This is a genomic window from Spiroplasma cantharicola (assembly GCF_001281045.1).
GTDB lineage: Bacteria > Bacillota_I > Bacilli_A > Mycoplasmatales > Mycoplasmataceae > Spiroplasma_A > Spiroplasma_A cantharicola.
Genome location: NZ_CP012622.1, coordinates 468550 through 492640, shown reverse-complemented (window position 1 = coordinate 492640; position 24091 = coordinate 468550). Strand labels below are relative to the sequence as shown.

Annotated in this window: 24 protein-coding genes; all 24 read right to left on the bottom strand. The window is 22.2% G+C overall.

What is annotated here, in order from left to right:
• Position 1 precedes the first annotated feature (1 nt).
• Entirely contained in the window at positions 2–1162 is a 1161-nt protein-coding gene (locus SCANT_RS02185) for a hypothetical protein (protein WP_053946089.1), read from the bottom strand.
• A gap of 119 nt (positions 1163–1281) precedes the next feature.
• Positions 1282–1977 (bottom strand): hypothetical protein, encoded by a 696-nt coding sequence (locus SCANT_RS02180; protein WP_144416874.1) that lies wholly within the window; start codon positions 1975–1977, stop codon positions 1282–1284.
• 10 nt (positions 1978–1987) lie between these two features.
• The gene (locus SCANT_RS02175; protein WP_053946087.1) at positions 1988–2656 is read right to left on the bottom strand and encodes an ATP-binding cassette domain-containing protein; all 669 of its coding nucleotides are present in this window, start codon (positions 2654–2656) and stop codon (positions 1988–1990) included.
• A 180-nt stretch (positions 2657–2836) separates the two neighbouring features.
• Positions 2837–3331, bottom strand: coding sequence for a lipoprotein (locus SCANT_RS02170; RefSeq protein WP_053946086.1), 495 nt, complete (start codon positions 3329–3331; stop codon positions 2837–2839).
• Positions 3332–4674: 1343 nt separating this feature from the next.
• On the bottom strand, positions 4675–4911 hold the full coding sequence (locus tag SCANT_RS05585) for an ATP-binding cassette domain-containing protein (protein WP_053946085.1): 237 nt from the start codon (positions 4909–4911) through the stop codon (positions 4675–4677).
• A gap of 180 nt (positions 4912–5091) precedes the next feature.
• Positions 5092–5586: a lipoprotein gene (locus SCANT_RS02160; RefSeq protein WP_053946084.1), complete on the bottom strand. Its 495-nt coding sequence runs from the start codon at positions 5584–5586 to the stop codon at positions 5092–5094.
• 90 nt (positions 5587–5676) lie between these two features.
• Positions 5677–5925, bottom strand: a complete 249-nt coding sequence (locus SCANT_RS02155) for a hypothetical protein (RefSeq protein ID WP_053946083.1) — start codon at positions 5923–5925, stop codon at positions 5677–5679.
• Positions 5926–6714: 789 nt separating this feature from the next.
• Positions 6715–8481, bottom strand: a complete 1767-nt coding sequence (locus tag SCANT_RS02150; RefSeq protein ID WP_053946082.1) for an ABC transporter permease — start codon at positions 8479–8481, stop codon at positions 6715–6717.
• Positions 8482–8483: 2 nt separating this feature from the next.
• Positions 8484–9212 (bottom strand): ABC transporter ATP-binding protein, encoded by a 729-nt coding sequence (locus tag SCANT_RS02145; protein ID WP_053946081.1) that lies wholly within the window; start codon positions 9210–9212, stop codon positions 8484–8486.
• A gap of 822 nt (positions 9213–10034) precedes the next feature.
• Positions 10035–10427: a hypothetical protein gene (locus tag SCANT_RS02140; protein WP_053946080.1), complete on the bottom strand. Its 393-nt coding sequence runs from the start codon at positions 10425–10427 to the stop codon at positions 10035–10037.
• A gap of 122 nt (positions 10428–10549) precedes the next feature.
• Positions 10550–11110, bottom strand: coding sequence for an ATP-binding cassette domain-containing protein (locus SCANT_RS02135; protein WP_053946079.1), 561 nt, complete (start codon positions 11108–11110; stop codon positions 10550–10552).
• Complete coding sequence (locus SCANT_RS05560) at positions 11085–11216, bottom strand: P-loop NTPase family protein (RefSeq protein ID WP_268794792.1); 132 nt, start codon at positions 11214–11216, stop codon at positions 11085–11087. Before SCANT_RS05560 ends, SCANT_RS02135 begins: the two co-directional genes overlap by 26 nt.
• A 180-nt stretch (positions 11217–11396) precedes the next feature.
• Positions 11397–11891 carry a lipoprotein gene (locus SCANT_RS02130; RefSeq protein ID WP_053946078.1) on the bottom strand — a complete coding sequence of 165 codons (495 nt, stop codon included), beginning with the start codon at positions 11889–11891 and terminating at the stop codon, positions 11397–11399.
• A gap of 22 nt (positions 11892–11913) precedes the next feature.
• On the bottom strand, positions 11914–12159 hold the full coding sequence (locus SCANT_RS02125) for a hypothetical protein (RefSeq protein WP_144416873.1): 246 nt from the start codon (positions 12157–12159) through the stop codon (positions 11914–11916).
• Between the two features lie 463 nt (positions 12160–12622).
• On the bottom strand, positions 12623–12748 hold the full coding sequence (locus SCANT_RS05555) for a hypothetical protein (protein WP_268794791.1): 126 nt from the start codon (positions 12746–12748) through the stop codon (positions 12623–12625).
• Positions 12749–13084: 336 nt separating this feature from the next.
• Positions 13085–13921: a hypothetical protein gene (locus SCANT_RS02120; RefSeq protein WP_053946076.1), complete on the bottom strand. Its 837-nt coding sequence runs from the start codon at positions 13919–13921 to the stop codon at positions 13085–13087.
• 295 nt (positions 13922–14216) lie between these two features.
• Positions 14217–15728, bottom strand: a complete 1512-nt coding sequence (locus SCANT_RS02115) for an ABC-2 transporter permease (protein ID WP_053946075.1) — start codon at positions 15726–15728, stop codon at positions 14217–14219.
• Entirely contained in the window at positions 15718–16455 is a 738-nt protein-coding gene (locus SCANT_RS02110; RefSeq protein WP_053946074.1) for an ATP-binding cassette domain-containing protein, read from the bottom strand. Before SCANT_RS02110 ends, SCANT_RS02115 begins: the two co-directional genes overlap by 11 nt.
• Before the next feature lie 434 nt (positions 16456–16889).
• Positions 16890–19706, bottom strand: coding sequence for a glycosyl hydrolase family 18 protein (locus SCANT_RS02105; RefSeq protein WP_053946073.1), 2817 nt, complete (start codon positions 19704–19706; stop codon positions 16890–16892).
• A 115-nt stretch (positions 19707–19821) separates the two neighbouring features.
• Positions 19822–20001: a hypothetical protein gene (locus SCANT_RS02100; protein WP_053946072.1), complete on the bottom strand. Its 180-nt coding sequence runs from the start codon at positions 19999–20001 to the stop codon at positions 19822–19824.
• Between the two features lie 174 nt (positions 20002–20175).
• A complete protein-coding gene (locus SCANT_RS02095; protein ID WP_053946071.1) occupies positions 20176–20760 on the bottom strand; it encodes a hypothetical protein in 585 nt (194 codons plus the stop codon).
• A 352-nt stretch (positions 20761–21112) separates the two neighbouring features.
• Positions 21113–21292 carry a hypothetical protein gene (locus SCANT_RS02090; RefSeq protein WP_053946070.1) on the bottom strand — a complete coding sequence of 60 codons (180 nt, stop codon included), beginning with the start codon at positions 21290–21292 and terminating at the stop codon, positions 21113–21115.
• A gap of 138 nt (positions 21293–21430) precedes the next feature.
• Positions 21431–21934: a lipoprotein gene (locus SCANT_RS02085; protein WP_053946069.1), complete on the bottom strand. Its 504-nt coding sequence runs from the start codon at positions 21932–21934 to the stop codon at positions 21431–21433.
• Between the two features lie 460 nt (positions 21935–22394).
• The gene (locus SCANT_RS02080; protein ID WP_053946068.1) at positions 22395–23969 is read right to left on the bottom strand and encodes a hypothetical protein; all 1575 of its coding nucleotides are present in this window, start codon (positions 23967–23969) and stop codon (positions 22395–22397) included.
• Between the last annotated feature and the right edge of the window lie 122 nt (positions 23970–24091).

Here is a 24091-nt window from a genome sequence, read left to right as displayed (position 1 = left end):
TTTAACTGAATTTAATGTCCGATAACGACAGTCTTGCTTCTGCTCTAGCCCAAGTTGTATTTCAAGCTGATGCTCAAACTCAGGTATTTACATTTAATCTTATTTCCAATTTAAAATCGCTTAATCATGTAGTTATTAAAGACCCTTGATCTTTTTCCCAATTTACATTTTTATAAGTTAATTCAAAAACATTAATAGTAGTATTTTCTATTAATTCAATTATTTCATAACTTGGTTTAAGATGACTTTTATCTTTATATTCATATTCTATTGTTTCTGGATTATTCTTATTAACTATATATTCAAATCTTCCCATTCCCTGAGTATAATAATTTGCACCTAAATTATAGTCAATATATTTAAATTTTTCTAAAAGCTTTTCTTTTCCTAAATCGATATCTATTTCTACAGCACTAGTTTTAAAATCTGATTGCTCTGAATTATACACATCAGATCTAGCTAAATTTGCTTCAACTCTTACAATATCCTCAAGTACACTTTCATATGTAATTTCTACTTGCCAACTATATTTCGATTCTTTAGTAACTGTAACTATTGCATATTCATAATTTATTGTATCAATTGAAAAATCTCTTGTTTCTAATCCATATTGAAGATTTTGAAATAAAATTTTACTTTCCAAATTTTCTTTAGTTAGCTTTTTAATTTTGTTTATGCGAGTTTCTTTAATAACACTTGTAAGACTTAGTTTTACTGCTACACTTTCATTTGATAATAAAAGATTATCAAGCATCAGTATTCCCTTAAATTGATTACTTTCTCAGATATATGTAAGTGAAAATAATCCTACTGTTTTTTTATTTTCAAGAGGCAATTCAGGTATGATCACAATTCAATCTTCAAAGTTTTTTGCAACTGATTTTATAATTAGTGAAAATTCCTTATTTTCTTTATTTGAGTTTGATAAATCCATTAAAAGTTTTAGTGTAACTTTTTTTTCATTGTCTAATTTATTTCTAATTGCATATAAATTTACTTCACCAGTTTTTAAATTTAGCTCATCTAAATTTATAGTTGCATATTCAGAATTAAGGTAATTATTATTTTTTTCTAAAGTAATTTGATTTTTTTCAAAAACTAATACTGGAACGGCAGCTATTAATAAACTAATACTAGATAAGATACCTAAGAGTTTATTCATTTTTTTCCTTTCGTGTATGATTACTCATACACTTATATTTTACTTACCATTTTTAAATATATTTAAAAAATATGATTAAAATTCACAAAAAATGAACTTTTTAAAAAAAATATTTCATTTTATTTCTTTATACTTTTCAATGCAAGAAAAATACAAATTGGAGATAAGATTATTCAGAAACATAATGAAATAATGGCAAAAAGAATTTGAATAGATGATAAAGAAATTGAATTAATGACTTTATTATATAGCATAAATAAAGAACCAAAAGGAGTTAAAACTTCTAGATAATAGTAATGTTTTCACATTATTTGCAAAGGTAATGTAATTCCAGAAATAAAAATTATAGTTCAAAATACAAGCATTGATAATGGAATAATACCATTAATTGAATTAATAATACTTCCTAAAATAATTGCGATGATAAAGCCAAACGTATAGGAAATAAGTGGAAATGTCAAAAACATTAAAATGACTTTATAATCTACATTAATTTTAAAAAATATGAATGAAAGTAAAAAAATTATTAAAGAGACTAATTCAAATATAATTAAATTAACAATATATAAAGCACTAATATATTTTTTCATTGCTTTATTAATAATAAAATAATGTTTTATTCTTTTTTCTACTTTATCAGAGCAAAGATTAATACTAATTGGCATTATTGTACATGTTAAAGAAACAATTAAAATTATTGCCATATATCCATACTCAATTGATTCCCTTTCTAATAAAAAACCAAAAATAAGTAATAAAGCAATTGGAAAAATTAAACTAAATACTCAATTAATTGGAGTTTTAATAAATCTCATTATTTCAACTTTATACACTTTCTTTCATCAACCTTTCAATATCTTTCTGTCTTTGTTTGTATGAACCTTTCAAATTAATATCAATAATTATTTTTCCTGTTTTCATAAAAAGAACCCTGTTGCAAATACTTGCAATCTCTTTTGGATCATGAGAAATAAGTAGTAAAATTATTTCTTTTTTAATTTCCAAATATTGATTAATAATATCAACAATTTTATTTCTTCATATATAATCAAGCGAGGTTGATATTTCATCTAGAACCAATAAAGTTGGATCATTTAAAAGCGAAATTAAAAATTTAAATTTTTGTTGTTGCCCACCTGATATATTTTTGAATTTATTATTTTCAACATCAAGTAAATTAAATTTTTGAAAATATTTAAAATGACTTTTTTTTATTGAATACAGATTACAATATAAATAAAAAATTTCTCTTAGATTTATATCTGAAATAAAATTTGAATCTTGAAAAACAGCATTTGATATATAGTTCCTATCAAAAATTACTTCTCCCTCATAAGGTTTTTTTAATTTTAAAATAATTTCTACAAGAGTAGTTTTTCCTGCCCCATTAAGCCCAACTATAGCAATTTTTTCTCCTTGTTTAATTATTAATTTGCTAATATCTACTACTTTTCTATTTTTGTAAAGATAAACTAAATTTGAAATCTTTATCATTCTTTATTCCCTTCTCTGATAACATTCTACTAAATTCATTGTATATTTTTTTTAAAAGATAGAGATAAAAGATAAAAATTAAAAATGTTTTATCTAAAAAAATATAACTTAAAATTCTGAATAAATTAAAAATGTTGCACAAAGTGCAACATTTTTAAAATTAATTTGAGTCTAATTATTCTATTCGTGAATGACTTCTTTTTTTGCTCATTTTTGAATTTCTAATATATAATCTTTTGTATTATTATTTAAAGTTTCATCTTTTTGTCGATAACCAACAAAGTCATCAAAAATAGAGAGATTATATATGATATAAGTCTGTTCAGGTATTTTTTTAGACTCTAAATAGTCATATCCTAATTGTGTCATTTTATAAGATAAAAAAGCTAAAATAAATGCTTCATAGATTGAATTTCTTTGTCAAGCTTCACTTTTCAATTTTATTGCATTTTGTTCATCTTCACTACAATATTTACATTCCTCAAGTTCCTTTGATCAAATCCCTCTCGTGCGCTCTTGCTCAATAAAATAATTATCTAAACTATTTACAATATCTTCTCCATTTTTTGGTTGATCTGGTAAATAAAATCCCTTTTCCGTTTCACAAGAAATAACAGAAAGCGAGGTTGAAGCAAATAATGTAAATGCTGTAAATAAAGTTAATATTTTTTTCATAATTTTCTCCTTTAAAAATAAATTAATAAATATTTGATGATTCAATTTCTATAATCTTATTTATAGCTGACATAATATCATTGTCATAAACTAATAACGGTATAGTAAACCTAAACTTGTTTGATAATTATATAAATATGTTTTATAAACTTGTACATTTATATTACTCTTTTGTTTAGCACTTTTTTTAACAGCTTCAATCACTAGATCTTGACTTTGATAATAAATAAAGTTTGAACTATAAGTTACATCCTTAATTGGATAAAATGCGCTACAACTTTTTTGAATGTCTTGAAAAAATATTTCTTTGATATTTTTCTTGATTTAAAATTTTTAAATATTTATGACTTTTATTCCTTTTTATATCTATAATTTTTGTTTCCTTTTCTTTATGACTATTCATACACTTATATTTTACTTACTTTATTTAAATTTATTTAAGAAATATGAAGAAAATTCTTAAAAAATGAACTTTTCAAAAAAATATTTCATTTTGTTAAATAAAGTACAAATAGAAGATATAGATTGTTCAGAAACATAATGAAATAATGAAAAAAAATAATTTGAATAGATAATAAGCAAATTAACTTAATGACTTTATTATACAGCAGAAATAAAGATCAAAAAGAGTTAAAACTTCTAGATAATAGTAATGTTTTCACATTATTTGCAAATGTAACATAATTCCAAAAATAAAAATTATAATTCGAAATGAAAGCATTGATAATAGAATAATACCATTAATTGAATTATTAGTACTTTCTAAAATAATTGCGATTATAAAGCCAAATGTATAGAAAATAAGTGGAAATGTCAAAACATTAAAATTACTTTATAATCTACATTAATTCCAAAAAATATGAATGAAAGTAAAAAAATATTAAAGAAACTAATTCAAGTATAATTAAATTAACAACATATAAAACATTAATATATTTTTTCATTCACTTACCAATAATAAAATAATCTTTTATTCTTTTTCTACTTTATCAGAGCAAAGATTAATACTAATTGGCACTACTGTAAATGTTAAATAAGCAATTAAAAATTATTGCCATATAACCATACTCATTTGATTCCCTTTTTAATAAAAATAGCTCTGCTGCAAATACTTGCTATTTCCTTTGGGTTATGAGAAACAAGTAGCGAAATTATTGCTTTTCTAAATTTCAAATATTGATTAATAACATCAATAATTTTATTTTTTCATTTATAATCAAGCGAAGTTGGTATTTCATCTAGAACCAATAAAGTTGGATCATTTAAAAGCGAAATTAAAAATTTAAAATGACTTTTTTTTATTGAATACAGATTACAATATAAATAAAAAATTTCTCTTAGATTTATATCTGAAATAAAATTTGAATCTTGAAAAACAGCATTTGATATATAGTTCCTATCAAAAATAACTTCTCCCTCATAAGTTTTTTCAATTTTAAAATAATTTCTACAAGAGTAGTTTTTCCTGCCCCATTAAGCCCAACTATAGCAATTTTTTCTCCTTGTTTAATTATTAATTTGCTAATATCTACTACTTTTCTATTTTTATAAAGATAAACTAAATTTGAAATCTTTATCATTCTTTATTCCCTTCTCTGATAACATTCTACTAAATTCATTGTATATTTTTTTTAAAAGATAGAGATAAAAGATAAAAATTAAAAATGTTTTATCTAAAAAAATATAACTTAAAATTCTGAATAAATTAAAAATGTTGCACAAAGTGCAACATTTTTAAAATTAATTTGAGTCTAATTATTTTATTCGTGAATGGCTTCTTTTTTTGCTCATTTTTGAATCTCCAATATATACTCTTTTGTATTATTATTTAAAGTTTCATCTTTTTGTCGATAACCAACAAAGTCATCAAAAATAGAGAGAGTAATTATGATATAAGTCTCTTCAGGTATTTTTTTAGACTCTAAATAGTCATATTCTAATTGTGTCATTTTATAAGATAAAAAAGCTAAAATAAATGCTTCATAGATTCAACTTCTTTGTCAAGCTTCACTTTTCAATTTTATTGTATTTTGTTCATCTTTACTACAATATTTACATTCATCAAGTTCCTTTCCTGAAATCACTTCCATGCGCTCTTGCTCAATATGGTAATTATCTAAACTATTTACAATATCTTCTCCATTTTTTGGTTGATCTGGTAAATAAAATCCCTTTTCCGTTTCACAAGAAATAACAGAAAGCGAGGTTGAAGCAAATAATGTAAATGCTGTAAATAAAGTTAATATTTTTTTCATAATTTTCTCCTTTAAAAATAAATTAATAAATATTTGATGATTCAATTTCTATAATCTTTTTTATAGCTGACATAATATCATTGTCATAAACTAATAACGGTATAGTAAACCTAAACTTGTTTGATAATTATATAAATATGTTTTATAAACTTGTACATTTATATTACTCTTTTGTTTAGCACTTTTTTTAACAGCTTCAAGTGCCAAATCTTGACTTTGATAATAAATAAAGTTAGATGTATCATTTATATCCTTAATTCGATAAACTACATATCTAACATCTGAAATAATTTTACTACTTATTTCTCATAATTCAAGGGAAATAAGAAGTATTTGCAACAGAGTTCTTTTATGAAAAGAGGAAAAATAATTATTGATATTAATTTGGAAGGCTCATATAAAAAGAAACAGAGAGATATTGACAGGATGATGAAAGAAAGTGTATAAAGTTGAAATAATGACATTTATTAAAACTCCAATTAATTGAGTATTTAGTTTAATTTTTCCAATTTCTTTAATACTTATTTTTGGTTTTTATTAAAAAAGGAATTAATTGAGTATGACTATATGACAATAATTATAATTCTTTCTTTAACATGTACAATAATGTCAATTAATATTAATCCTTGCCTTTGACAATAATGTGAAAACTCTACTATTATTTAGACGTTTTAACTCCTTTTAGATCTTTATTTATACTTGATAAGTATATTAAAATTTTTAGTGTGACCTCCCTTTAATCATCTAATTTATTTCTAATTGTATATAAATTTACCTAACCAGTCTTTAAATTTATCTCATCTAAATTTATAGTTAATATTCAGAATTAAGGTAATTATTACTTTTTTCTAAAGTAATTTGATTTCCTTCAAAAAACTAATCTTTGAACAGCAACTATTGATAAACTAATACTAGATAAAATAACTAAAAGTTTCTTCTTTTTTTCATTTTGTGTATAATTAATTATACACTTATATTTTTATTTACTTTATTTAATAAATATGAAGAAAATCCACAAAAATAAAATTTTTAATTTATAACTTTAAAATAAAAAAGCTATAAATAAAATTAAATTTATTTATAGCTTTATTTTTTGAAAGATAATCAAGTATATAAATATTTATTAAGTTATTTATAAAAATTCATTTTATAGAATACATAGGAAAGAACTATTAATAATGTGCAATAAAGTAAAATTAAAAAAACTAACAAGGCAGTATTTGGACCTCTATAATTATAATCTTTAATTATGAATCTTTCAATTGAACTTTCATCTTCTTGATAAATATCATAATCCAATTTTAAAAAATTATTTGTTTGAATAAAATGTGAACTATTAATCGTACTTATATTATCAAATTTCTTTTCAACAAAACCAAATTTTGCAAAAAATTCTAATCATAAAAATGGACTTGTATAATAATTAGACATTTTATAGAAATTTGGTATATAGTCATTTGGTTTTTGAACTTTATTTGTATATAACTTATCACCCTTATAATTATTAATTATATAAAAAAGAATTGATTGATGAACAGATTTTCCATTTGATATATCTTGCAATTCAAAAACTTTTTGTCTTTTTTCTATTGGACTTAGTGATATAAAATCTTCTCTAAAAATATTATAATCGTCTTTTGATACTTGACCTATAGAATTACTTAAAAAATACAATTCATTTTTAAAATAGAAACCCTTTTCGTACATGTCTAAAATAACATTATTTATTTTTTTTAAATCACTATAGTAGTAATTTAACTCCTGATTATTTTTAAAATATTTTTCTAAATTTTTAATATAAAATTTTAATTCTATAAGAATATTAGAACTATTTATTAAATAGTTATTTTTTTCAAATAAATCATATTTAGATTTTTCAATATCAAAGTTATATAATTCCTTAAATAAAATATTTTTTTCTATTAGATCCTCATTAAATTTTAATTCTCTATAGTTTGCAAAATTTACTAGAAATTCTTTGTTAAATTTATTAAAGAGATCAATATCATAGAAAAGACCCCCGCTTCTATAAAATGAATTATAACTTAAAAAATATCTATAATATTTTTTAACATCACAAGTAAGTTCATTTTTTTCTAATTCATTGCACTCAAGATTTTCTTCTCCATCATAATATAATAACTCTTTTAAATTTAAATTTTCACTATTATATTCTTCTAAATCCAGCAATAATTTATTTTCGCTCTTATTATTTTTTTTATAATCTAAAATGTAGTAATTGAAATAAATATCATAATTGGATATTTCAACATTGTTAGAACCAGCAGCTTCTGGATTATAGCTCTCAAAGTCATACACAGCAGCATTAAAAAAATGAAATAAACTAAGTAAGCCTAGAAAAAAACTTGAAAATATTAAAGTAAGTTTTTGCATATTAAGACATAAAATTATTAAATTTAAGCTAAATATAAAGAAAGGAACAAGAAAAATTAAATACAAATTAACAAAAATTAATTTTGTAACATAAATATTTTCACTAAAAATAATTAAATTCTCTATTACAACAATAGTTGAGATACAAAACGATACTAAAAATATCATTAATATTATAGCAACTAACTTTGAAAAAAATATTTGTCAAATTTTCATTCCATTTTTGACCTCTATTGTTTTAATTCCATTTCTCTTTTGATTATAGAAGAAATCATTTGAAAATAAGAGCGAAAGAACTGTTATTTGAATCATAATTATAATAATATTGATATATTCTAGTAAAAATAACTGTGCCATTTCGCTTTGTGAAATTCTTATAAACAATCCAAAAGATAAGTTTAATAAAATAATTAATAATAAAAATATAGAATTAATTGCTATAAAAGTTTTTGATTTAATAATACTTAAAATTGAAAATTTAAAAGATGTATAAAAAAACATAACTAATTATTTCACTCCAATAATTTATCAAAAGACTTACTTTCATCTTGTCCCTTTATAATACTAAAATATAGTGTCTCTAAATTTTCTTTATTTTTATCATATTTCTTATCTAAAACTATTTTTCCAGAATCAATAATTATAACTCTATCTATTATATTTTGAAGTTCATCCAAAATGTGGCTTGTGATAACTATTGTTTTATTTTTATCTTTCATATTTTTAATTAGATTAATTAACTCTTTCCTAGAATTAATATCTAAGTTTGCAGTTGGCTCATCAAAAAAAATAAATTCAGGATCATTTATTAAAGTCGCTGCAAGCATTGCTCTTTTTTGCATACCTGCAGATAAAGATTTAAAAGATTTATTTTTATATTTTTCTAAATCTAATATTTTTAGTAAATGTTCCAATCTTTTTTTTGCATCTTTAGATTTAATTCCAGATAACTGTGCATTATACATACAAAAGTAATTTAGAGAAACATTTTTTGGAAAAAGAGAATGATCTGTAAAGAAACTAAATTTTTTTAAATCTTCATTTCCAATATTATAAATTATTTCACCACTATCCTTTTTGTACTCTCTAAAAATTAATTTTAATAGCGTAGACTTTCCTGCACCATTTGGTCCAAGAATGGCAGTTATTTCACCAGAATTTAACTTTATATTTATATCATGTAGACCTATTCCATTTTTAAAAATTTTAGTTAAATTTTTTATTTCTATCATATTCTTATCCTTTCAATATTATTTTATTAAAATAAATAATATATAAGTAATTTCAAATAAAATTACTTATTTACTATAAAAAACATTTTTAAGCTAAAATAGCCTCATTAAATTTAAATGCTGTATATGCAGCATGTCAATTTGTTGAACCTTTGTTATAATCCAATGATGCTTGAGAGCTAAAAGTTATTTCATATTTATATTAACCTACTCAATGTCCTTTTAGATACATTTTAATTCTATGTTTAGAACTAGATGAATAATTTTATTCCTCATCCATGATAGCTAAGTTCATACTATTATTAGTTAAGTTAAAATGCTTTTAATTTCTCCTTACAGGGCTCTCATTTTTGATATATTAAATTTTGTACTTGCCCTTTATATTGATTAAATCAATTGTTTTTTTAATTTTTCATTAAAAATATTTATTTATTTTTCATCATTAAAATCTGATGACTCTCCAACTTTTTTTGGATTTCTTGGCAAAATATTTCTTTGATATTTTTCTTGGTTTGAATTTTTAAATATTTATGACTTTTATATCTATAATTTCTACTTCCTTTTGTTTATGACTATTAATACACTTATATTGTACTTGATTTATTTAAATTTATTTAAGAAATATGAAAAAAATTCATAAAAAATATTTCATTTTGTTAAATAAAGATAGAAGATATAGATTGTTCAGGAATATAATGAAATAATGGCACAAAGAATTTGAATAGATGATAAGAAAATTAAATTAATGTCTTTATTATATAACATAAATAAAGAGCTAAAAGGAGTTAAAACTTCTAGATAATAATAATGCTTTCACATTATTTACAAAGGTAATGTAATTCCAGAAATAAAAATTATAGTTCAAAATACAAGCATTGATAATGGAGTAATACCATTAATTGAATTAGTAATACTTCCTAAAATAATTGCGATGATAAAGCCAAACGTATAGGAAATAAGTCGAAATGTCAAAAACATTAAAATCACTTTATAATCTACATTAATTTTAAAAAATATGAGTGCAAGTAAAAAAATTATTAAAGAGACTACTTCAAATATAATTAGATTAACAACATATAAAGCACTAATATATTTTTTCATTGCCTTATCAATAATAAAATAATGTTTTATTCTTTTTTCTAGTTTATCAGTGCAAAGATTAATATTAATTGGAATTATTGTACATGTTAAAGAAGCAATTAAAATTATTGCCATATAGCTATAATCAATTGATTCCCTTTTTTAATAAAAAACCAAAAATACGTAATAAAACAATTGGAAAAATTAAACTAAAAACTCAATTAATTTGAGTTTAAATAAATCTCGTTATTTCAATTTTATATACTTTCTTTCATCAACCCTTCAATATCTTTCTGTCTTTGTTTGTATGAACCTTTTAAATTAATATCAATAATTATTTTTTCTCTTTTCATAAAAAGAACCCTGTTGCAAATACTTGCAATCTCTTTTGGATCATGAGAAATAAGTAGTAAAATTATTTCTTTTTTAATTTCCAAATATTGATTAATAACATCAACAATTTTATTTCTTCATATATAATCAAGCGAGGTTGATATTTCATCTAGAATCAATAAAGTTGGATCATTTAAAAGCGAAATTAAAAATTTAAATTTTTGTTGTTGCCCACCTGATATATTTTTGAATTTATTATTTTCAACATCAAGTAAATTAAATTTTTGAAAATATTTAAAATGACTTTTTTTTATTGAATACAGATTACAATATAAATAAAAAATTTCTCTTAGATTTATATCTGAAATAAAATTTGAATCTTGAAAAACAGCATTTGATATATAGTTCCTATCAAAAATAACTTCTCCCTCATAAGTTTTTTCAATTTTAAAATAATTTCTACAAGAGTAGTTTTCCTGCCCCATTAAGCCCAACTATAGCAATTTTTTCTCCTTGTTTAATTATTAATTTGCTAATATCTACTACTTTTCTATTTTTATAAACATAAACTAAATTTGAAATCTTTATCATTCTTTATTCCCTTCTCTGATAACACTCTACTAAATTCATTGTATATTTTTTTTAAAAGATAGACATAAAAGATAAAAATTAAAAATGTTTTATCTAAAAAAATATAACTTAAAATTTTGAATAAATTAAAAATGTTGCACAAAGTGCAACATTTTTAAAATTAATTTTAGTCTAATTATTTTATTCGTGAATGGCTTCTTTTTTTGCTCATTTTTGAATCTCTAACATATACTCTTTTGTATTACTATTTAAAGTTTCATCTTTTTGTCAAGAATCAACAAAGTCATCAAAAATAGAGAGAGGAATTGACATATAAGCCTCCCCAGGTCATTTATTAGACTTTAAATAGTCATATCCTAATTGTGTCATTTTATAGGCTGAAAAAGCTCTAATAAATGTTTCACAGATTCAATATCTTTGTCAAGCTTCACTTTTCAATTTTATTGCATCTTGTTCATCTTTACTACAATATTGACATTCTTCCTGTTCCTTTGATCAAATCCCTTGCATGCGCTCTTGCTCAAAAATATAATTATCTAAACTATTTACAATATCCTCTCCATTTTTTGGTTGATCTGGGAAATAAAATCCCTTTTCTGTTTCACAAGAAATAACAGAAAGTGAGGTTGAAGCAAATAATGTAAATGCTGTAAATGCTGTTAATATCTTTTTCATAATTTTCTCCTTTTAAAATAAATTAATAAATATTTGATGATTCAATTTCTATAATCTTATTTATAGCTGACATAATATCATTGTCATAAGCTAATAACGGTATAGTTAAACCTAAACTTGTTTGATAATTATATAAATATGTTTTATAAACTTGTACATTTATATTACTATTTTGTTTAGCACTTTTTTTAACAGCTTCAATCACTAGATCTTGACTTTCATAATAAATAAAGTTTGAACTATAAGTTACATCCTTAATTCAAAGCATTGCATATTTAATATCATTAATAATTTTAACATATTGCAATTTAAATTATACATTTTATGTTTTATTTCTTCTTAACGAACATATTTTTAATAATTAATTTAGTAAAGCAATTGTTTTTTATTTTATTCCTCATTTGAAAATAAACAAAATTTAAATACTTTATAATAGTATTATTCGTTGCATTTTTCTATGATTCTTATTGAATTTGCAAACATAAAATTTAAATTATTAAATATATATATTCTATTAAAAAATTTATATCAATTTTAATAATAGTAAAGTAACTCTTATATTCTCTATTAATATATGCATTTTCTTTTGAATCATTTGATTTAAATTCAATATCTGCTCTATTTGTTAAAATAAAAGGGTTCAGTCTTAAGAAAGTACCTAATATGTTTTATTTGAGTTTCAATCAATTTCTCTTAAATTTTTTGCAATGTTTTAAGTATAATTCATTTTACTAAACTCTTATGCAATGTAAATTAAAGCCATGTTCTAGCTTTTCAATAATACTATAGTTTCATTCTACTCTATTACTTTTTCTTTTTACTTTAACAACTTCAATTTTAAATATTTTGTCCTTCATTAAAATTTCTTGGTGTTAATTAGTAAATTTAATAAATTATTCAAAATACATTTCAAATAATTTATTTACTTCTTTATGCTTTTAAGGTGCTTTGCATATAAAAATTTATAAAATATTTATATCTACTATGGTCCATTTTACTTCTTTTATAGTCTTTATTAAATCTAAAAAAAAGATATAAAATTTTGTAGATAATTTTTTGCTAAGTTTAAAAAGTTAACAGAGTTCAATTGTAAATTATTATGTAACTTATTTTGACTATTGAAAAAATAATGTTTTATAGAGATAAAATAAAAAAAATTTATCTCTATAAAAAGATAAATTTAAAATATGTAACTATGCAAATTCTGATACTCAAGCATATATTACAAATATAGCTCCAACTGCAGCAAGAGCTGCAGGAACAGCTCATGATGATGCTGTTACTGTGGTCTCTGTCATAATTAATACTGGGTATACAATTTCTTTAAAAGCTGAAGCAAGTGTTCTAATATTAATCGACCATGCTACTGCACTAAGTAAATTTGGATTTAAATTATGTTTTTGTCTATAAAATCCTATTGAAGCCGAGGCTACACCAAGTGAAGCTCCAACAGCAGTAGCAGCTACTGCTCATGGAATGCTAATACCAAATCATCAAGCAGCTGCTCAAAAACCAGCTGCAGCAATTCCAGCTACTACTGCTAATGTTGATAGTGTATTTTGAGCAATAGCAAGATCTTTTGAAAATTTAGATAATGAAGCCTTTGCATCTTCATAATTTTCAACTTTTTTTGAGTTTGAAAAATAATTTGAATAATTAAAAAAATCAATATTTACTTTATTTGTACTAGTATCTACCCTAGTAATTTCATTTTTATATTGGTTCTCATATTTTTTTGACATTTCTGTTAAATTACTATTAATTTTATCAAGAGATAAATTATTATTTTTCACATTATCATAATATTTTAAAGACTCTTCACGAGCTTTTAATAACATTTCCTTATTTTCATTTGATTCATCTAATATCCCATCAAACATTGTCAATAAATTTTCTTCCAATTTATTTCAATTAATTTGATTACCAAGAACTTCATTTGCATTATTTCTATATTGGTTTGCTACAACAACAGAGTTTACTCCTGTTACTCCAAGTGTCAAAACTGACAACATACTAATTATTTTTTTCATTTTTTTATCCTTTCTTACATTTTGAAAATTAAATTATACTTATTCATATCCCTCTTTTCTATTACTAAAATTATTATAAAAACTATAAGTGCAAAAAAATAAATTATTTTGTACTAAATAAGTGTTTATAAAAATAAAAATATATTAAAAATAATATTGAAAATACAAAAATTTTTTCATACTCCAGTAAACGCTTGTTTATAAAAATGGGAATATGAAAAAATAATTTTTTGTATAAAACTAATTTTATACAAATTTTGAAATATAAAATTAATTTGGTGATTAAAAATTTCTACTAATAATTATTTTTCTTAATAAAAATTGAATATGATCCAAAAATTAAAAGTAGTGAGATTAGTGTATAAAACACATACAATATTTCAATATTTAAATACCTTTTAGTTTTTATAGTAACTTGTGAGTCATTAGAATATATTTTTATGTTATTTAGACTAGAAAATAACATTTGACTTGCTCCAATTTGATTAATTAAAACTTCATTTTGATAATCTATTGATTGAAACATTAAAGTAATATGTCTAAGCGGATTAAATATATTCTTTATATTCTCAAGATTTTGTGCAGCAATGATATCATCAGTTGTTATCATGCTAATTCTCATCTTTTCAAATAATCTATCTGAAGTTTTATAATATAGCTTATTCATAAGTGCTCTTGTAAATAAGTACTCATCAGGATTATAATTATTCTTAATTTTTTCTTCTAATTCTGGATTAGTATTTAATTTTTCAGGTTTATAAGCTAAATCCAATTCTTGATAATAAAAATAATTGACAATATCTTTATTAACAAAATTATAAACTGATTTATACTTTGAATCACTCTTAGTTTTAATAGCCTTTTTTGCTAATTTAGCTAGTTGCTCAAAATTATTATTATAGTCATCAGTGAATTCATATACATTTTCTCATGAATTAATATTTGAATTTTCAAAAATCTCTTTTATTTCAAAAGATAATTCTTTAAATACTAAAGCGCTTTGTTGAATTTCTAAATCTCAAGTATTATAACCTGCCATTACCTCTTGCATACTCATAGACATGAATTCTGATTCTTGTAAAGCAAGATACAAGTTTAAAATTTCATCATCTTTTTGAATTTCTTGATATTGATGATTTGAATAACTAAAATTAATAGCAATATTATTTAATTGCTTGATTCTTGATGAAGAATTAAGAGTTGAAATCATACCTAAAGAACTAACTATTACTAGTAATATTACTGAGAACAGAGTTGCAATAGTTCCGATAGTTGATTCTTTTTTCAATAACATAGAAATTAAAATAGTAACTGAAAATACTAGCAAAATAAAAATTGTGTATCAAGCATATACAGAAATATAGATTCTATATACTAAAATATCTGCTTTATGATTTATAGCAAAAAATAAGTAAAAGCAAATTGATTTTATTAAACTAATAAATAAAAATGAAAATAAAATTGTCAATATAAATATAACTCTAGTAAAAAAAATATTTCTTTTACTAATTCCATACCTTAATTCCAATTTATAAGTATTGTCTAAGATTTGATTAAACAATATCGTTAAACTGTAATAAATTGTAATAAATAAAATTACTATTGAATTTACTATCATAATTAAATTAATTGCTAAATAAGTACTTTGAACATTTTTATTTGTAGTAAAAATAATTGATGAAATAAGTTCAGAGATAAAAATAATAAACAGTGAACTTATATATATTAATCAATTTACTTTTTGATTTTTAAAAATAATTATTTGATTCATAAATGGTATTTTAAATATATTCTTTTTATTTTTCATTCAGATATTCCTCTAAACTATTCTTTACATCATCAGATAGACCTGAACTATATTTACTAAATATTTCATTAATATCGTCATTCTTTTTAAAATTTGAGTCGTAAGTTATTTGTCCATTATCCATCATTAATATGTGATCAATCAATTCTTGAACTTCTAAAATTAAATGAGTAATTATTACGATAATGGTATTTTCAGATTTTAATTTTTTAATTACATTTAAAATTATTTCCTTATTCTTAATATCTAAATTTGCAGTTGGTTCATCAAAGAAAATTATTTTAGGTTTTAAGAGCATACAAGCATATAAAGATAATAATTTTTTTTGACCCGCAGATAAATTTTTTATTTTAATTTTTCAAAACTTTTTAGCATCAAAAATACTACTTAAGTATTCCATTCGATTTTTATATTCATCTTTTGAAAGAGAATTTAAATTCACTAATAGTTCAATAAAATTTTGAACACTAATATCATTTGGTAATTCATTATTCTCTGTAAAAAAATATCATTCTTTAAAGTCAATATTTTTTTGTTCTATATTATCTAAATAAATTTCACCTGAGGTTCTATTAAGTTCATTAAAAATAATTTTTGTTAAAGTTGTTTTGCCTACTCCATTATTTCCAAAAAGTCCATAACATTTACCTTTCTCTAGAGAGAAAGAAATATCCCTGAGAACTTCTTTGTTCTTAAATTTTTTATTTACTCTATCTATTTTTAACATTTTTATTTTTCCTAACTATATTCCTTTTAAATTTTAATTATAAATAACTATTAATAGCTAAAATTTTTCATTTGAATATAATGAAAAAAATTATTTATAGTTATTGTTTTATTATTATTAATATTTATTTTAATTAACTTTTTATATCATAACTAATATCTTATAAAATTTATTTCTTTTCTAATTAATACACAATTATTAATAAATTAATACTAACGAGCACTTTAATTTTTTTGTGTATAAATTTTATTCATACACTTATATTATACTCCATAAAATTTTATTAAATTAAAAAAATTTATAGAGTATAAGAAGTGAATTTTACTTGATTTTTTTTTTTTTTTTAAAAAAAAAAAAAAAAAACATACTCTATCAAATATAGAATATGTTTTTTAAATACTGTATAAAGTTTTTTATTTATACTAAGCTATAAACTATTTATTTCCTCAAGTTTCCTTGAATCAAGCTTCAAACATTCAGTCTGCAACTGCATCATAATTAATAGCTCATGTCATTAATCCACGAATATAAATATTGTCATTTTCTAATAGAACATATGATTTATAAATTGATTCTCTTGTTGCTGCTCCTCTACCTGCAGGTTCATTAGTTGCAGCTCCTAAAACAAATTTGTTTGTTGGAATCTTTTCAAAGAAATCATTTTGTGCACTATATTTTGTTGTTAAGTATTTTGTTACTAAGTAGTAGAATTCTCCTCTATACTCAGCGTCATCATTTGAAATGTATGAAGTATTAACTCCTAAGTAATTTTTTTCTTCTTGGTCAATAAATGGTCCAAATGCTCAACCATTATAGTATTGAGGATTTATAAAATCATAAAGACCATCAAGTCCTTTTAAGAACGGAATATAACTTGCTTGATTACCATGTTCTGTATTGTATTTTAAATATGGTAATTCTGGAGCCATTGTAATCATAAATTCTTTACCTTTTGAGTTTTGAATTTTTTTAGTTTCTTTTAATGCTGCAATTGTTGTATGTTGACTTTGTCTATCTCCAAGTGCTGCACCTTCTCAATCGATATCAATTCCATCAAAACCATATTCATCAATATATTTAATAAATGTAGCAGTTAATTGATCAGTTTGATCTTCTCTAAATCTCATCTCACCACCAGTGGCACCACCCATTGATAAAATAACTTTTTTACCAGCAGCTTGTAATGATTTAATTCCTCTTTGAATTTCAGCTTTACTTCCTGGATTAAATGGTTCAAAAGTAGGCATTGCATAAGGTTCTCATGTGTATAAGAAAGAGATATCAATTACATTATATGCAGAGTTTAATAATTCCTCACTGTTTAATAATTTCACTGGTTCATTATGTTGATTAGCTCCTCCTCATTCATATCAATATCCTACTAAAAGAGCATCATTAGAAGGTTTTGGTTTTTCACCATTTTCTTTTAAACTATACTCTATTGTAACTTGTGAATCTTGATAAAATTCAGAATTGAATTTTGATTTAATTGTAGCTCCAGTTGTAGTAATATTTTTAACTTCAACTTCACCTTTTTGAACTTTTGAATTTTTTGAATAAACTGCTTCTAAGATAGTTGAATCTTTAGCATCCTTAATTTCTCCTAATTTTAAAGTTGTTAGATCTTCAGATAAAAGTTTTTTCTCTGAAGGTTTTTCTATTTCTTTAACTACAAAATTAACTGAAACTGAACCACTATAAACTTTACTATTATCAATAGCTTTAATAATAGCACTAGTTGCTGATTTACTTTCAACTTTTAAATTACCAAAATCTAAATTTTTATTTTTATTTTTTTCTGCTAAAGCATTAAAAATTGCTGCATCGGTATTATCACTAATTTCACCTAATTGAGTAGTTTCAATAACTCCGCTTAATTCATCAGGATTTGTTATTAAAACTAATGTATAGAAATTAATGTTAACAGTTCCTTTATAACTATATGAATTTTCTTTTGCTTTAACTACTGCTGAATAGTTTGTATATTCTTCAGTTATTCCTTTAGTTGAAACTTCTTTTATATTTGAAATTTCAACTTGTTCTAAATCCAATCCACCATTTGAATTACTAATTAATTCCTTTATTTTTCCTTCATTTAATTGGTTATTATCTGTTAAATGAATTGATGAACTCTTACTTTTTTCAAAGTTTGTTTTTGAAATAACTTGACTTAATTCTTTCTTTTCAACAGGTTTTGTATTTTCTGAAACACTGTATGAAAGTCAAACTTCATCTTTATAAGTTGTTTTACCTTCTTCATTAGGAATTAAAATTGAGTTATAATCATTAGTATTTTTCAATGTTAATTTAGTAATATCTAAATTTGGATTATTTAATTTAACAGCTTGTAAAATTGTTGATTCATTTGTATCTGAAATATTTCCTAATCAAGTAGTTTTAACTTCATTATAAAGTGAACTTGCTACTCCAGTACCAGGACCTGAACCTCCTGTATTTCCATTTAAAGTAAAACTTATATAACATTCATCTTTATAAACTTCTGAACCTGCTTTAGCACCAACTTGTGCTCCTCATTCAGTAATTGATTTAACTTCTAATTCATTAATATTAACTTCACTATTTTTTGATTTAATTTGATTTAATATATTTTGTTTTGTTTCTTGTTCAGAAGAACCCGCTTGAATTTCTCCTAATCAAGTAGTTTTAACTGCAGAATAAAGAGAGATTGCTGAAGTATCTCCACCTTCAATTACATTATAAGAAACTGAAGTTTGTCCTTTATAAAGAGTTGAATCGCTTTTAGCTTCAATTGTTGCTCCTCAACTGTTTTGTCCTTTTACAACTAATTGATCTGTTTCAATTAATGGGTTAACTCCCTTTAATTCTTTTAAAATCTCTGATGGGTCATTTTTATTGATTGTTCCTAATCAAGTATTGCTAATAGCTTCTCATAAATATTGAGATTCTGCTTTTCTATTACCAAAATCAAATTTAACTTTGGCTTGCCCATCATAATCAATAGCCTTGTTTTTTGGAACAAAAGTAGCACTTCCATTGAATAAATCAACATCTTTTAATGCTAATTTATCTGTGTCTACCTTAGGATTGTTTTGCTTAAGTGCATTTTTTAAAATGTTTTCACTTACATTGCTAATTTTTCCTAAGTCTTTGTTTTTAATGATTTTATCAATGTCCTTTACTTTATCCACTTTTGTATTACAACTAACAACAGCTGATGATGTTGAAGCAGTAAATGCAATTGTAGATAAAATTGATAATAATTTTTTCATATTTCCCCCATTACCTAGATATTCCAAGCATATTTTAATTATATTATATATTTAAATAAAAAAGTTATTATTTTCTAAATAATAACTTTTAAAATTTTTCTAATATATTTCTATATTAATATGCATATCCACCTTTTGGTCATATTAAGTATAATACTCCAGGTATAATTGCCAATATTAATAATAAAATCAATGTAATCAATTTATGTTGTGGATGTAATAATCAATAAACTACTCCAGGTATAATTGCCAATATTAATAAAATTATTAATAATAATGCGCTTTTGTCTTTCATATATTTTTCTCCTAAGAATAATTATAAGTACTTATTCCTCAGAATTATAAAAAAATTAATATAAATTCAGTTATTTTAGCAATATTTAAAGAATTATAAAAAATTCTACACTTTTAATGTTTCATGTAGAATTTAGTTAAAAATATAAATATTGATTAAATAGCGATATACTTTTTAATTATCTTTATTAAGAGAAAATTCAAATAAAGCTAAACCTAAATATTTATCATTATTGTTTGGAGCAAGACTAAAATATTCATTTACTACAGACTCATGATTTATGTATCAAGATCTAAAACTAGTGTTTTCTATAGTTATATCTTTATTTTTACTTAAATCAACTCCTGCTTTAAGAGCTTCATCCTCATCTTCACTTTCAAGTTCAATTTTAGTTGAATTGAACTGATCATTAAACGCTAATAAATTTCTTCCAGATAATCATCATTTTCGAATTTCTTTTACATTATTAATCATTTCTTTAATCCCTATTACTGACTCTGGAAATAATGAAATATCTGTGTTTATTATTCCATCTACTGTTTCACTAAAATAGTAATTTTCATCAAATTTTGGTGAGAGATATAAATATTCTCCTACTGTAATTTCCTTTTCTAAAAAAACATTATTTTCGTCATAATCTCAAATTTTAATTTTAGTATCCTTACCTTCAGTATTTACAATTTTAAAAACTGATACAAATAAAATTACTTCATTTTCTGAATAATTATTTTTATTCGCAAATTTAATATCCCAATTCATTCATCATCCATTTGTTCAATTTCTAACTCAGTAATTGCTTGTTTTTTAGAAAAATCCAACAAAATTTTTTTCGCTTCCTCTACATTAGTTGGAAATTTTTGAATTTGAAACTCATTATTTTGCTTTGGATTGCATGATGCAACTGCTACACTTGTTGAAGCAACTAAACCTGTTGCTCCATATTTTTCTCATTTTCTTTTCTTTCTCCTATTATTTGCAAAAAAATTATATTCTTATTGATAAATAAAATTCAACTCAAATATAACTCTTTCTAGTTAATAATATCAAAAAATAAAAAAATTACTTTTATTATGTAAAAGTAATTTTTTAGATTTGATTAATATATAAAATATTAACTTGAGTATCCACCACTTGGTCATACTAGATATAATACACCAGGTATAATTGCCAATATTAATAATATAATTAAAGCTATCAATTTATTTTGTGGATGGAATAATAAGTAAACTATTCCAGGTATAATTCCTAAAATTAATAATATTACTAATAATACTATATTTTTATCTTTCATATGTTTTTCTCCTTTATATAATTATAATAAATTTCAATTAATAATTCAATAAAATAGACTTTTTTGCTACTAATAAGTTTATTTTATAATTAATAGTAAATAACTTAAAATATTTTAAAATTTTAATTGAGATTATCTCTATTCAATTTCTTCAAGACCTTCTCTTGCTCACTGTTGAATTTCTTTCATAAATTTTTTTGTATTTTTACTTAAATTGTTATAATCTTGACTTTTTTTAATATATTCATCAAAACTATTAGTAGATTCTCTTTTATATTTTATTTGTGAAGTTTTTGATTCTAACTCTTCACAATCAAATATTAACATTTTATAGCTTTTATATGCCTTAATAAAAGTTTCATAAACAACACTTCATTGTCTAGCTTCACCACTGTTTAATAAAATTTGATTTTTTTGATTTTCATTACAATTAGAACAGGCTACAAGTTCACTATTAATTATTTCATCTACTTTTGCTTTTTCATCAATGTAATAATCTAAAGCATCAACTATATCTTCTTCTGATTGTGGCTGTTCAGGTAATACAAAATTAATTACCTTTTCTTTTTCACATGAAATTACCATATTTGATGTTGAAACAAATAAACTAGTTACTGAAAATAAAGTTAACAGTTTTTTCATAAATTATTTTTCCCCTTTAAAATGTCAATGTAAATTAATAAGAATTTATTAAAAATACATGCTACTTATATGTTATATACTTAAAAATAAAGAATTGCAACTTTTCCTAAAATCTCTTGACAAATTATTTTCAAATTAAATATTTTAAACTTATCATTAAGACAATGAATGGCAATCAATATAATCAAAATATGAAATGACAAAAAATAATCAGAATCAACTAAAGAAATTCCCCACTAATAAACTTAATAATTTTTTTATTTCTTTTCCCTTTTAATATATTAAATTTATCAAAATTAGCTATTTTATTTAAAAACAGAGAAAATATTTGTTTTTAAATAGAGATTTAATAGTATTTTTAATATAAATAATTAAAAAATTTATTCTTATCTTTCCTATATTTCTTTATAAATTCAAGAAATTAAACTAAAAAAACTTACATAGTAAGTTTTTTTTATAATTATTCAACTTTTTCAATGTTTTTCTTAGAACTTTTTTTTCTTAGAACAACATAAGTTATTATTAAAACAGCTGCAGTTGTACTACCTGCAAGAATTATTACTAATATACTTCAAGTATTATCTTGTGCAACATATTCTCCAAAAACATCTCCTTTATAAAATTCTTTATAGTCTAAGGTTTTTGAATAATTATTATTTCTATACATATTTAGTTTACTTCCAAAACCATCTAAGGCATGACCAATTTCATGAACAACTACACTGAATTTATATGGAGTACTTCAAAATCCTTGTTTATATTGACTATTAAATTCTTTAAAAGTTAAACTTGGCCCTGTAATAACGATATAAGAATAAGCCGTACTTACAAAATTATTTTGTTTATCTATATAATAACTTGTACTTGTGTATCCCATTGTTCCTTCATTCATTTCTGATCCATCATTATTTTTTAAAGGAAAGTCAGGACTTAATATCAATGCCACTAATATATTACTTACTCAAATATCATTTTTTATAATGTTATAAAGTGAATTATAAGTTTTTAAAGTAATTTCTTTTAATTTTTCAGTGTCATTAGTTGATCATTTTTCATAATCAACTCCTAAACTATTTGGCGTCTTTTTAAGATATACCTCTTCTAAATTATTAAAAATATGTGATAGTCAAACTCCACTATAATTATTTTTATCTTTTGATGCAGCTGCCAAAGTTTTATCTAAATTATCAAATGATTGATAATAATTTTCATTAAAACTATTAAATTCCTCAATTGAAGTTTGACTTGCTGGTGTATAAGAATCATTCATTCATGAAGACGCTAAATTTCGCAATACATCTTTTTGGTTTTGATTTAAATAAATAAGACTTCCAGTCTCTAATCTAAGTTGTGAAAGAAAATAATCCAAAGTTTGTTGATTATTTTCTCAAATAATCGAACTATTTGAATATTTTAAATTTAAACTATTAGTTGGCTTTGAATCTAAAGTTGTATCATAAAAAATTTTATTTTGTGAATTTTCAACTAGACTAATAAATTTTTGTGATATTGTAAATGAATCCTCATAAGTTCCATTAATAGTTCCACCTTGTTTTATAATTTCTGGAAGTAAATTAATATAAAAATTATTTGTAACTTCTCAGCTTTTATTTTTTAAAATATCTTCTGTATTTAATCATTTACTAAAACTTTCTGCAAAAAACTCAGCATCACTTGAAGCTCCATAAATACTTGGCATAATAGTAGATGCTAACATATTTTGAATAAATAGCGATTCATAAATAGTAGTTTGAATTCCATTTAGTTTTAAAGTATTTTTAATTATTTCAATATCACTGTCTGATATTTTGATACTATTTGCATAATAATACTTTAAAAAACGTCCATAATACATATAATTACTTTTTGATTCTATTAAACTTTTATATGATATTTGCTCACTTTCATTAAGTTTTTTAATTGATTTTAAATAGTTGTTATTAGTAATATTATTTTTTACAAATTCAGAGGTAGAAACTGTAAAAGAAAAAAATAATGAAATTAATAACGTTCATAGCATAATAATTCTTTTCATATATATTCATTCCTTTTAACGATTTAGATAGATTTGATTTTTAGAACTTATTCAAGATTTAAATTAAATTTATTATATATGAAAACTAATAAATAAAACTTTTTTTTATAACTTTATAGTGT